A 12,374-nucleotide genomic window follows, 5' to 3' on the forward strand; every position below is an offset into this window, starting at 1 on the left:
ACAACCCTCACACCTTTTCTAATATTCTGCAGTCGAAGCAGAATGCTTCTGGCAAGGCAAAAGACAACGAAATAGCGCAGCTTACAGTTGTAAGTGAGCATATTGAGGCGTCTTTTAACGCCGTCCAGAAGCGCTCTGAACGGCTGCCATGATTAAATCTTGCTTTCAAACTCCGGCATAACCTCAAACAGATCTGCTACCAGACCGTAATCAGCAACGGAGAAGATTGGCGATTCTTCGTCTTTGTTGATCGCAACGATCACCTTAGAGTCTTTCATACCTGCCAGATGCTGAATCGCACCGGAGATACCCACCGCAATATAAAGTTCTGGCGCAACGATCTTACCGGTCTGACCGACCTGCATATCGTTAGGTACAAAGCCTGCGTCAACCGCTGCACGGGAAGCACCTACCGCCGCACCCAGCTTATCTGCAACGCCATCCAGCAATTTGAAGTTATCGCCGTTACCCATACCGCGGCCACCGGAAATAATAACGCTGGCAGCGGTCAGATCAGGACGATCAGATACCGCCAGTTCATCAGCTACGTGACGGGAGATACCTGCATCTTCTGCAAAACTGATCGCTTCAACGGCGGCAGCACCACCTTCGGCAGCAACAGCATCAAAACCAGTACCACGCACGGTGATGACCTGCTTCGCTTCGCTGCTCTGAACGGTTGCGATTGCATTACCCGCATAGATAGGACGCTTAAAAGTATCTGCACTCTCTACCGCGATAATGTCGGAAATTTGGGCCACATCCAGCACAGCTGCTACACGGGGCATAAAGTTCTTACCGGTAGTGGTTGCTGGTGCCAGGATATGGCTATAGTTTGCTGCCAGTTCTGTTACCAGCAGGCTCATGTTTTCAGCCAGTTGATGGCTGTAGATAGCGCTATCGGCCAGCAGTACTTTACTAACACCAGCCGCTTTGGCTGCGGCATCGGCAACGGCCTGGCACCCAGCGCCGGCGACCAATACTTCAATCTCACCACCAGCCGACTTTACGATATCTGTCGCCGCCTGAATAACGTTCAGAGTAACCGGCTTAAGTTCGGCATTATCGTGCTCAGCAATAACCAGAATTGTCATCGATATTCCCCTTACCCAATTACTTTTGCTTCGTTTTTCAGTTTCTCGACCAACTCGTCTACAGAGGCCACTACGATACCGCCCTGACGTTCAGCAGGTGGCTCAACTTTCAGGGTTTTAACATTGTTTTTCAGTGCAACACCCAGAGCATCCGGCGTCTTAACATCCAGAGGTTTGCGCTTGGCTTTCATAATATTTGGCAGCGAAGCGTAACGCGGCTCATTCAGGCGCAGATCGGTAGTCACTACCGCAGGCAGCGTCAGCTCAAGTGTTTGCAAGCCGCCATCCACTTCACGGGTAACGGTGGCTTTGCCATCTGCAACGGTCAGCTCAGAGGCAAACGTTGCCTGTGGCATCGCCGTCAGTGCTGCCAGCATCTGGCCGGTTTGATTGTTATCAGAATCGATTGACTGTTTACCCAGGATAACCAGCTGAGGTTGCTCTTCTGCAACGACTGCCTTGAGCAACTTGGCAACGGACAGGGAATCAACCGCCTGGTCAGTTTCAACCTGAATACCACGATCAGCACCCAGCGCCAGCGCAGTACGGATCTGTTCCTGACAGGCTTTATCACCGATGGAGACAACCACAACTTCAGTGGCCACGCCTTTCTCTTTAAGGCGGATCGCTTCTTCTACCGCGATCTCACAGAATGGGTTCAGAGCCATTTTAGTGTTTGCCAGATCCACATCAGAGCAATCAGACTTAACCCGGACTTTGACGTTGTAGTCAATTACGCGCTTTACAGCGACCAGTACTTTCATATCAACTCCTTTACCAGAACCGTTTATACAAGTTACAAAACGATCCCAAGCTAATTACTCGGTTATCAGGCTATTATTGATGGACTACCCCTTTGCAGGTATACCCCGATAAGGGGATTGGCCCTGATAACCGCTCAAAAATTCGCCAAAAACCCACCAAAAACCGGGTTTTCGGCATTCATTACCCACCACTCAATACAGTACTTTCTGTAACGACCTATTTTTCTGCCGCTATCAGTTTTGCCAGCATCATCGAATTTAATCGCCGAATGGCGGAATCCGAACGGGAATTCAGCACCACCGGCGCAGCAGCACCCAGCACTAAACCGCCGGAATCGGCCCCACCATGAAATTTATAGGCCTTACCCAGAATATTGGCAGCCTCCATATTAGGCATCAGCAGCAGATCAGCATCGCCACTGACAACTGAATCAGTAATACCTTTCTTATTAGCTGACTCGGCACTGATACAAGCGTCATAGCCAAAGGGCCCCTCAATCACAAAGTCCGGAAATGCTCCGCTTTGATTTTCAGCTTGCAGCGCCGCCGCATCAACAGTAGCCGGCATGGCGGGATTCTCTTTCTCGATAGCACAGACCACACCAACCTTCGCCGGCGTAAGACCCAGCGCCCGGAACAGTGGACGGGTGTTTTCAATAATTGAGCGTTTCTGTTCCAGATCAGGATTCAGCAGGATGGCGTTATCAGTAATCGTCAACAGCTTATGGTAGGAAGGTTGCTCGAATACTGTAATATTCGACAGCACTTTTGACTGACGCAAACCCCAGTCTCGATTCAGTATCGCCTTAAAATAGAAGGACGAATCCAGGCCTCCTTTGATAAGAATATCGGCATCACCGCTACTCACGGCCCGGACCGCCAGCTCTGCTGCCTCACTGTAATCGGTAGCGTTCTGTATCTCGAATCCACTACAATCGATCTGCAGCTGGTCCGCCAGCTGTGCTATTTTATCCGCATCTCCGGTCAGTATTGCCCGATCGATCAGGCCTTCTTTACGGGCCAGATCAATACTTTGCAAGACCTCTTTCTTTTCCGCAGAGGCCACCGCCACTGATGCCGGTGCGGTAGACAGTGCCGCCTGCTTCAATTCTTGAAAGGTGCGAATCATTACCAGCCCTCCATACCGTTATCTACCGCTTTAACCGGCCAGCTCATCGCCTGCATCCGGTTTTGCAATACATCAACGGTTGTTTCAGCCAGCGACTCATTCTCATTACTTCCCGGGAACAGCGATACCGGCCCTATCTTTTCCAGCGCTGCCGTCAGGTCATTTGTAAGCCGCTTACTGAAAGCCAGCCCACCGGTCAGAATAAAGGCATCAACATCAAAATGAGCCACCGATGCCATCGCCGCCATCGACTTCAGAATCTGATAAACCAGTGCGTCATACACCAGCTGAGCGCGGGCATCACCGGTTTCAATCATCTGCTCCACATCTCGCAGATCACGGGTTCCAAGGTAGGCGTAGAGACCACCTTCACCGTAGAGCTTCTTTTTCAGTTCCTGCTGACTAAATTCGCCGGAGAAACAGGCATCGATCAGAGGGATAGGCGGTACACCACCAGCACGTTCAGGGGTAAAAGCGCCCCCTTCCATACGGTTATCGTTATCGACAATACGGCCCTGTTTGATACAGGAGATGGAGAACCCGCCGCCCAGATGGGCAACCACAAAGCTCATATCTTCAAACTTACGGCCCTGCTGCTGCGCCAGCTTACGGGCAGTAGCACGGGTATTCAGAGCATGAACAAAACTAAAACGGTTAAAGTCCGGGCTACCAGACATCCGGGCCACCGCCGTAAACTCATCAACACACACCGGATCAACGATGTAGGCATCAACGCCGTATTGTTGCCCTACTTTATAAGCCAGAGGTGCACCCAGATTGCTGGCGTGCTGGTAAACCGGTGTCATCAGCGAAAACTCAACCAACTCAGCGTTTACTTTGATAGCGCCACTGGGCACTGGCGTCAACATACCGCCCCGCCCGGCACAACCCACAATACGGTCATCATCCAGCAAGCCATCACTGAGAAACCGCTCAACCAATTGATAGCGATACTCCAGTTGATCAGGAATACCGGTAAAGTTAGCCAGTTCTGAATCCGGGTGTTCGATGGTCAGATCCTGACTGGGTTTTACGCCACTATCGGTTATCTGAAACAGGGCACACTTAGTTGAGGTCGCCCCTGGGTTAACGGTGAATATTAGATCTCGGCTCATCCTCTGCTCTCTTGTTATAGTTACCAATGCTGTCAGTATTCAAGAGAGTTCAGGGGGAACCCATGCCCCGATATGGTGGGTTATGGCAATTCTGCCCCCTTTGGGGGATGCCAGCATAAAATAATCTTGTCAGATATCAATAAACAACCAAGCACTGCTATAAATGTAACGTTAAAGTTCTTACAATCCTTCGCCATATACCAGTCATATAAAAACAGTAAACCCTGGTTCCGTAATTTTTCTCTATAGCTTCTGTTCGCGGCCGATAACGGAATGAACAGATACAGGAACTAAGATGTCACAAGCATTACTTTTAGCCCCTACCGGCGTTGGCGCCGGCCTTACCACTGCCGTACTGGGCCTGTTTCAGGCGATGAACCGCAAAGGGATCAAAGTCCACTTTTTTAAACCTATCGATCAGGGTAAGAATGGATCCAGCGATAGCTCAGTCGCCATGTTGCAAAATGACTGCGCCACGCCCGTTGCAGAGCCTCTCCCTATCAGGGATGCCGAACACCTGGTCAGCCAGGGTAAAGGTGATGAATTGCTGGAGCAGATCGTTGCCCGCTATGAACAAAGCCTGCCTGACGATATTGAGGTGGTTATTATCGAGGGCATGGTGCATACCGAAAGCCAGCCTTACGCTACCCGTATTAATAAAGAGATCGCCAAAGCGCTGGATGCTCAGGTTGTACTGGTCGCCTCTCCCGGTAATGACAGTATTCAGGCACTACAGGATCATATTGATATTACTGCCCGTGCCTACGGTGGCGTGCGCAGCAAAAAGCTTCTCGGCTGTATCATCAGCAAACTAGGTGCACCGGTGGATCGCGATGGTCATATGCAACCATTTTTGGGCGCCGGCAATGCGGTAACCCACAGCCTGACGGCTGAAGTTATTCGCGAACATGCCACCATTTTTAATAACAACTTCCGCCTGTTAGGTTGTATCCCCTGGAACCGGGATCTGATTATCCCCCGGGTTAAGGATATTGCCGATTACCTGAGCGCATCGGTTATTAATACCGGTGATATGGATAATCGTCGGGTCACCCGTATCACCATGTGTGCCCGTACTGTTGCCAATGCGGTAAATGAGTTTCGCCCCGGTACGTTGGTGTTCACCCCCGGTGACCGGGACGACATGATCGTTGCCGCTTGCATGGCTGCCGTCAACGGCGTTGAACTGGCCGCACTGGTGCTAACCGGTGGATTTATGCCTTCTGCTGCCGTACTCAAGCTCTGTGCCGGCGCCTGTAAAGCCGGACTGCCGATTCTCAGTGTGCACCAGGATAGCTGGCAGACCGCGATCGCCATGTCGCAACTAAGCCAGGAAACCCGTGCCGATGACCTGCCACGGATTCGGGATATCAAAGAAGCCACCGCGGCACATATCGACCGTGACTGGCTATCGACTCTGGTGGATAACAACTACCAACGCCGTCTGTCACCGCCAGCGTTCCGCTATCAGTTAATTAAGCGCGCCCGTCAGGCTGACAAACTAATCGTCCTGCCGGAAGGAAATGAGCCCCGTACCGTTAAAGCCGCAGCTATCTGTGCCGAACGGGGGATTGCCCGCTGCGTACTCTTGGGCAACACCAAAGAGATTATCCAGATCGCTAAAAACCAGGGCGTATTGCTTAACGATAATGTCATTATCAGGGACCCAGAACTGGTTCGCGCCGACTACATTCCTCGCATGGTGGAGTTACGTCAACATAAAGGTATGACCGACATTATTGCAGAAGAACAGCTTCAGGATAATGTCGTACTGGCGACTCTGATGCTGGAAATGGATCATGTCGATGGTCTGGTTAGTGGCGCTGTACACACTACCGCTAATACCATTCGTCCGCCGCTGCAGCTCATTAAAACAGCGCCTGGCAGCAATCTTGTCTCTTCAGTGTTCTTTATGTGTCTGCCTGATCAGGTACTGGTGTATGGCGACTGTGCTATTAACCCTGATCCAAACGCTGAACAACTGGCCGATATCGCTATTCAGTCGGCTGATTCTGCCTCCGCTTTTGGTATCCCGCCACGGGTCGCGATGATCAGTTATTCCACCGGTGGTTCCGGTCAGGGAGCCGATGTCGATAAGGTAAGAGAAGCCACCCGTATAGCAAAAGAGAAACGTCCTGATCTGTTGATTGACGGACCTTTGCAATACGATGCCGCTGTAATGGAGAGCGTTGCTCTGTCTAAAGCACCGGGCAGCTCGGTTGCAGGCCAGGCCACTGTATTTGTCTTCCCGGACCTGAACACCGGTAACACCACCTACAAAGCGGTACAGCGAAGCGCCGATGTAATCAGTATTGGGCCGATGTTACAAGGCATGCGTAAACCGGTTAATGACCTGTCCCGCGGGGCTTTAGTAGACGATATCGTGTTTACTATCGCCCTGACAGCGATTCAGGCGGGAGCGACAACTAGCAGCTAAAACGGGGCTTTTTATCTACGCTCAGACCCTTGTCTGACGTCGCAGCGCGGCATGCTGCCTAGCAAGCTAACGCTGCGAGTAACTAAAAAAATGGAGGCTAAGCCTCCATTTTTTATGCACATTCAGTGACAAAATCTACCGCTTGCTCACGTGTGAAGAAACGGCCTAATCGTACAAACCCTGAGATAACACTGTCTCTGACTTTTACTACCCTGCCGCTGGCATCTTTTTCTGTTATCCAGCTTTCGGGCAGGCCCTCAAGGGAATGGAAGGGAGCTGGCATACCGTTACGGAACTTAGAAATCTCAACCTCACCGCTCTCATGATCAAGAAAAGCAGGCACAAAGTTCAGACCTGTGTTTTCCTGACTGATACCTCCGGTACCGGAAAACTGCCTGTTCTCTGATTCCAGATCTAAGCTGGAGGGTAAGTTATTCTGCTGCTGTTGATACATGGCTGGTCTCCGATCTCCGGTTCCGCCGTCATGCGGAGTAAGATTAAAAAACTATCCATTCCCTGGGGAGCCTTTTCAGCTTAGGCAGCAACAGACCGATCCAGTATGATACTTTGGCACCGACCCACCCCCTTAGTTAGTACTACTTTTTACACCACCGTTGGTACTAATTTCTTGCGTTATTTATGAGCGCTACTTAATCGTAACTCTCATAATAACGACCATCGCAACGACCATCGTTAATATCATCATGGCTACCAAAGTAAGCCACAGCTTAGATGACAAATTTCAGGCAAAAAAATGCCGCTGTATTACAGCGGCAGGAAAGGGTCAGAGCTTTCGATATAAGCCAATTTATATCTGACTGACCACAGCAGTTGAAAAACAACGAGAGCCATTAACTATGAATCATTGCTATATGTGAATAATCAGCAAAGGGGAGAGCTGAGCAACAAAAACATACTTGAGTCAATTAGTAGGTTATTATATAAATCCGACAAAAGCAGTCAAGTATTATTTAGCACTTTTTAACAAAGCTTAAACAGAAACACCTTTCATCCAACAGTACCCGAATCATTCACCGTATAATTACAGCCCAGACAAAGTACTGACAATCGTAGAAATATTCGATTTAGAAGGCGCTTGCAGCTTCATCACTGAACCAGCTAAGAGGTTTAGTTATAGGGAGTTGATGAGGTCTTCATTGAAGTCATACATAAAAGAGTAATACACTCTTCAGTTTTTTAAGGATTAGAATTTATGGAACCCGTCACTGTTATCGGCCTGATGGCTGCAACCTGCACCACAGTGGCATTTGTTCCACAGGTCATACATATTCTTAAGACCGGTAATGTCGATGGTATCTCTCTACTAATGTATGCGGTCTTTACACTAGGCGTTGCCTGCTGGCTCACCTACGGTTTGATACTCAATGATCTGCCCATGATTCTGGCCAATACCGTCACCCTTATTTTGGCAGGTATGGTTCTGAGTCTGACCATTGTGAAACGACGACGTAAAAAAGCTGTGTAATCAATATCAAGCTGGGGTAATAAATATCTATATCAAGGCTGTCATCAGGCACTGATAGCCTGTAGATATAGCGAAGAAAACCTGATGCCTTTTAATTACTGCTACGAAAAGATATCAGCTACATTCAGAAAGAATGTAGCTATGAGGATAAATTTAAAGGCGCTTACTTATAGAAAGGATTCGGATTGTAACGCAGCGCTTTTCCTGCAGATTCCAGACGGTTCATAAAATTTTGATAACGCTGCTTACGCAGTTCTGCTTTATGCAGTTTGGAGTATTCCTGGCCCATGCGTTCAAAATACTGCATCTCAGTTTCACCGAAGGCAGGCTCATTAGTTTTCATATAGTTTGTCATGCTGATCATTGTCACTCTCCGAAAATTGCCAGATTCATTCCCGAGCAATAGTGGACGGGGTCTAGAACCTTATTTATGCGTCCATTTTAGTGTTCAATAAACGTACAAACAAACGAAGTGTTCTCAGCTTAATCGTTAAATAAATTCATCAGTCATCTATCTAAAGCAGCGCCTCTCAACCGGTACTCCAATACACTGGGATTTTTATCCGAATTCAGTATGCAGCATCCGCATGTTGAACAAGGTCATAAAATAGACAGTTGTTTGAAGCTTTCATAAGCTTAACGGAGGTATCAATTTCGACCGGACTATCCCCCTTCCCCTGACAGACTCAATATTCAGGAGTAGCGTTTTGCTGTCCGGTTAGCTAACCCTGACCCCAACCAATGAGGACAGCATCATGAAACCTCAATTTACGCTCCCTCCTCATCTTAAAAAACTACCTCAGTACGCGCTCAAGGCCCTGAGCCTGACGGCTTTTATTATCATGGGCAAAAGCGCAGTTGCCGGTATCCATAAAAGCCCGAATGATCACCGCGAACAGCTCTCATTTAAACTCAGTAATGATCTATCTGTTTTGATTATCTCTGATCCGAATACAGACAAAGCCGCCGCTGCGATGAATATAGCGGTGGGCTCTAATGCAGACCCTGAGACCCGGCCGGGCTTAGCCCACTTTCTCGAACATATGATATTTCTGGGTACCAACAAATACCCCGAAGCCGGTGCCTATAAATCATTTATTCAGTCCCACGGTGGACAGATGAATGCCTATACCGCCTACGAAAATACAAACTATTACTTCGATGTATCCTCAGACAGCCTGGAACCTGCCCTGGACAGGTTCGCTCAACTTTTTATTGCCCCACTGCTAAACAAAAAATATGTAGAGCGGGAACGGCATGCGGTGCATTCTGAATATCAGGCGAAGATTCGTGACGATCAGCGACGTTCATCTTCGGTCGTTAAACAGATCATGAACCCCTCCCACAGTTACAGTCACTTTAGCGTCGGCTCGCTACAAACCCTGAAGGGGAATGTGCGAAATGATCTGCTCGACTTTTATAACCAGTACTACTCATCAAATATGATGACTTTGGTGATCGAGGGCCGCGAATCCCTGCCCGAACTGAAAGCGATGGCCGAAAAGCTGTTCAGCCAGGTACCCAACAGGCACACCCAGCCGATTGCTACAGAGGCTCCATTGTTTGATAAAGAGACCCTGCCTGCCCGCCTCAGCATTAAAACACTGAAAGATGATAATAGCCTGACACTCACCTTCCCTGTTACCAGCATTCGCGATCACTGGCATGAGAAGCCCCTGCAGTATATAGCTGACTTAGTTGGCTACGAGGGCCATGGCAGTTTGCTGGCATACCTTAAACAGCAAGGTCTGGCGGATGCTCTTTACTCTGCCACCACCCTTGATTTGAAAGAACAGGCGATTTTCAAAGTTAAAATAGATCTGACTGACAGGGGAAAAGAGCAGCAGAACCATATTATCGAAAGCTTCTTTACCTATATCGATCTGATTAAACAACAGGGCGTTCAACAAGCCCTGTATCAGGAGCAGAGCAAGTTACGGAGTGCTGAATTCCGCTTTGCTCAGAAGCTGACACCGATGAAAGAGGTAAGCCGGTTAGCGGCTTTAATGCAACGTTATCCGACAGATCATGTATTCGATGCGCCTTATGTGATGGACTCATTCAAACCACAGCAGATTTCTGACTACCTGGGCCAGCTATCCCCCGATAATATGCTGGTTACCGAACAATCTGCGGATGTAGAAACCGATCAGACCGATCCCTGGTATAAAACCGGCTATCGCATTGAAAAACTAACCCGGGCCGAACTAAAGCCATGGAAGAACCCAAAAACAATTGCGGGCTTGAACGTTCGTAGTAACAACGCCTATATCGCGCAAAACTTTGATATTAAGCCGCATAACGAAGCTGAAACCGGTAGTTCACCGGAGCTTATATTCCAGCGGGATGGCTTACGGCTCTGGCATCTTCAGGATAGCGAATTCAGCACTCCCAAGGCTGATACCTTTTTCTCTGTTTCAAGCCCACTGGCAAATGACTGCGCTGAAAGTGCCATTATGACAGCACTCTACACACAGCTGATCAAAGATCAGCTCAATGAACGACTATATGATGCCCAACTTGCCGGTATAAATACCCGCATCTACAACCATATGCGCGGCTTCAGTGTGCGTATTTCAGGTTATAGCGATAAACAGCCACTGCTGCTTAAAGAAATAACTTCAGCACTAAAGTCAGCGGACTTTGATCGTCAGAGGTTTGATCTTATTAAAGCCCGATTCAAAGATAGCCTGAGTAACAATACGAAAGATAAACCCTACAATCAGACCACCCGGGAGATATTCCGGCTCCTGCTACCCGAATGGAGCACTGAAGATAAAATAGCAGCACTGGATACAATACAACTGCTTGATCTGGAAGCCTTTGTTGCCAAACTATTTACCGAAAATAGCATTCGGATGATGACCCATGGCAACCTGACTATTGAGGACTCCATGGCACTGGCAAAAACAGTTGAAGATAACTTTATACCCGACCAACAGAAAACGCCGGTTGCACATGCTCAGGTCGTCAGGTTGCAAGAAAACCAGCCTTTGATACAAACACTGGAAATTGATCACAGTGATTCAGCAATCAGTGTATATTTTCAAGGCCAGAATACTTCGGTACAGACCCATGCTGAATTCCGGCTATTAAATGAGATCGCCTCTTCCTCTTTTTACCATCAACTGCGCACAGAGAAGCAGCTGGGCTATATCGTTTTTGGCACGCCACTGACACTGGGCAATGCGCCGGGACTGGCCTTTGTAGTGCAAAGCCCGGTAGCCGAACCTCAGGCACTTGAACGCCATATCAAAACCTTTGTCAGTAACCTAGGCGGCACACTGGATTCAATCAACCAAAGCAAACTGGAACAGATAAAGAAAAACCTGATCGCCAAAGTCATGAAGCAGGATAAAAACCTCGGCGCACGTTCGAACCGCTTTTGGAAAGATATTGATGATGAAGCTCTGGAGTTCGATAGCCATCAGGCGCTGGCTAATGCCGTTGCAGATATTTCAGTGCAGGACTTAATCGACTGCTACGAAAGAATGGCCGCCCGACAACTGGTCGTCCGCAGCTTTGGCCAGAAACATAAACAAGCCAGCACACATTCTTCGATCACAGAAAAACGCTGTGATACCGAAGTCCTGCAGCTAAAACATGAAGGCGAGTACTTTGAAGTCTGAGATAAACACCTGAAACCCAAGAGCACAAAGCCGGGCTTATACCTTAAAACAGCGATAAAGTTGATCAGACCGACTCCAACTCAGACCGATAAACAGGTACTATAGCCGTCTTTAACTGGTCTGGATTCGTATAATGAAAGTATGTGGTGTTGAGCTTAAAGGTAATGATGCAGTCATCTGTTTAATCTCACTGGCTGATGGCCTGTACAATCTGCATGAATGTCGTGTAAAAAAGCTCGAAATCCGTGATGCGATGGACCGGGAACAACTGAAAAAATTTCAGTTCGACTTCTCTAAACTAATGGCTGACTATCAGGTTGATCAGGTTGTCATTCGAGAACGTATGACAAAAGGTAAGTTCGCCGGCGGCGCAGTAGGCTTTAAACTAGAGGCAGCAATTCAGCTATCTGACCTGGATGTCACACTACTGTCACCAACCACCATTAAAGAATCACTGAAAGACAGCAAAGTTAAGATGAATTTTAAAGACACGGGTCTGAAACAATTTCAGGAAGCGGCGTTTTTAACTGCTTTCGCGTATTTAGAAGGGCTCCAATAATTTAATTGGAGCCAATACTGACCTATAGAGACAGGCCATAACCCACCCGTACCTACACTAAGAAATAATCGAAATAACTTTATTGATGCATCTACTCAATAGACACCGCAATAATATTAGGTAAATAAATGGGTTTCTTAGCCAAAATGGTTACATTAGAA

Annotated in this window: 10 protein-coding genes; 4 read left to right on the plus strand and 6 right to left on the minus strand. The window is 48.2% G+C overall.

Annotation, left to right across the window (positions count from 1 at the left end):
• Positions 1-152: 152 nt before the first annotated feature.
• The 4 genes from EHS89_RS01690 to buk all read right to left on the minus strand — a co-directional run bounded on the left by EHS89_RS01690 (position 153) and on the right by buk (position 4,102).
• Complete coding sequence (locus tag EHS89_RS01690) at positions 153-1,094, minus strand: electron transfer flavoprotein subunit alpha/FixB family protein (protein WP_124924371.1); 942 nt, start codon at positions 1,092-1,094, stop codon at positions 153-155.
• An 11-nt stretch (positions 1,095-1,105) separates the two neighbouring features.
• Entirely contained in the window at positions 1,106-1,858 is a 753-nt protein-coding gene (locus EHS89_RS01695; protein ID WP_124924372.1) for an electron transfer flavoprotein subunit beta/FixA family protein, read from the minus strand.
• Between the two features lie 217 nt (positions 1,859-2,075).
• Positions 2,076-2,987, minus strand: a complete 912-nt coding sequence (locus EHS89_RS01700; RefSeq protein WP_124924373.1) for a phosphate acyltransferase — start codon at positions 2,985-2,987, stop codon at positions 2,076-2,078.
• Positions 2,987-4,102, minus strand: coding sequence for a butyrate kinase (buk, locus tag EHS89_RS01705; protein ID WP_124924374.1), 1,116 nt, complete (start codon positions 4,100-4,102; stop codon positions 2,987-2,989). The genes EHS89_RS01700 and buk overlap by 1 nt, the downstream gene beginning before the upstream one ends.
• A gap of 295 nt (positions 4,103-4,397) precedes the next feature.
• Between buk and pta the strand changes: the two genes are divergently transcribed.
• Entirely contained in the window at positions 4,398-6,539 is a 2,142-nt protein-coding gene (pta, locus tag EHS89_RS01710) for a phosphate acetyltransferase (protein ID WP_124924375.1), read from the plus strand.
• A gap of 112 nt (positions 6,540-6,651) precedes the next feature.
• Here the strand turns inward: pta and EHS89_RS01715 are convergent, their stop codons facing one another.
• Positions 6,652-6,993 carry a hypothetical protein gene (locus tag EHS89_RS01715; protein ID WP_124924376.1) on the minus strand — a complete coding sequence of 114 codons (342 nt, stop codon included), beginning with the start codon at positions 6,991-6,993 and terminating at the stop codon, positions 6,652-6,654.
• Between the two features lie 759 nt (positions 6,994-7,752).
• Here EHS89_RS01715 and EHS89_RS01720 point away from each other — a divergent pair.
• On the plus strand, positions 7,753-8,025 hold the full coding sequence (locus EHS89_RS01720; RefSeq protein ID WP_124924377.1) for a SemiSWEET transporter: 273 nt from the start codon (positions 7,753-7,755) through the stop codon (positions 8,023-8,025).
• 163 nt (positions 8,026-8,188) lie between these two features.
• Here EHS89_RS01720 and EHS89_RS01725 read toward each other — a convergent pair whose 3' ends face one another.
• Complete coding sequence (locus EHS89_RS01725; RefSeq protein WP_124924378.1) at positions 8,189-8,389, minus strand: hypothetical protein; 201 nt, start codon at positions 8,387-8,389, stop codon at positions 8,189-8,191.
• Between the two features lie 391 nt (positions 8,390-8,780).
• On the opposite strand from EHS89_RS01725, the gene EHS89_RS01730 reads away from it, so the two are divergent.
• Together EHS89_RS01730 and EHS89_RS01735 are read left to right on the plus strand one after the other, a co-directional pair.
• Positions 8,781-11,654 carry an insulinase family protein gene (locus tag EHS89_RS01730; protein ID WP_124924379.1) on the plus strand — a complete coding sequence of 958 codons (2,874 nt, stop codon included), beginning with the start codon at positions 8,781-8,783 and terminating at the stop codon, positions 11,652-11,654.
• 133 nt (positions 11,655-11,787) lie between these two features.
• Entirely contained in the window at positions 11,788-12,213 is a 426-nt protein-coding gene (locus EHS89_RS01735; RefSeq protein WP_124924380.1) for a DUF3010 family protein, read from the plus strand.
• Positions 12,214-12,374 lie beyond the last annotated feature (161 nt).

It is taken from the genome of Amphritea balenae (genome assembly GCF_003858655.1).
Taxonomy (GTDB): domain Bacteria; phylum Pseudomonadota; class Gammaproteobacteria; order Pseudomonadales; family Balneatricaceae; genus Amphritea; species Amphritea balenae.

Bases quoted from the DNA above. Each gene is read 5' to 3' on its own strand.
- EHS89_RS01690 (WP_124924371.1), bottom strand. From the start codon at position 1,094: ATGACAATTCTGGTTATTGCTGAGCACGATAATGCCGAACTTAAGCCG.
- EHS89_RS01695 (WP_124924372.1), bottom strand. From the start codon at position 1,858: ATGAAAGTACTGGTCGCTGTAAAGCGCGTAATTGACTACAACGTCAAA.
- EHS89_RS01700 (WP_124924373.1), bottom strand. From the start codon at position 2,987: ATGATTCGCACCTTTCAAGAATTGAAGCAGGCGGCACTGTCTACCGCA.
- buk (WP_124924374.1), bottom strand. From the start codon at position 4,102: ATGAGCCGAGATCTAATATTCACCGTTAACCCAGGGGCGACCTCAACT.
- pta (WP_124924375.1), top strand. From the start codon at position 4,398: ATGTCACAAGCATTACTTTTAGCCCCTACCGGCGTTGGCGCCGGCCTT.
- EHS89_RS01715 (WP_124924376.1), bottom strand. From the start codon at position 6,993: ATGTATCAACAGCAGCAGAATAACTTACCCTCCAGCTTAGATCTGGAA.
- EHS89_RS01720 (WP_124924377.1), top strand. From the start codon at position 7,753: ATGGAACCCGTCACTGTTATCGGCCTGATGGCTGCAACCTGCACCACA.
- EHS89_RS01725 (WP_124924378.1), bottom strand. From the start codon at position 8,389: ATGATCAGCATGACAAACTATATGAAAACTAATGAGCCTGCCTTCGGT.
- EHS89_RS01730 (WP_124924379.1), top strand. From the start codon at position 8,781: ATGAAACCTCAATTTACGCTCCCTCCTCATCTTAAAAAACTACCTCAG.
- EHS89_RS01735 (WP_124924380.1), top strand. From the start codon at position 11,788: ATGAAAGTATGTGGTGTTGAGCTTAAAGGTAATGATGCAGTCATCTGT.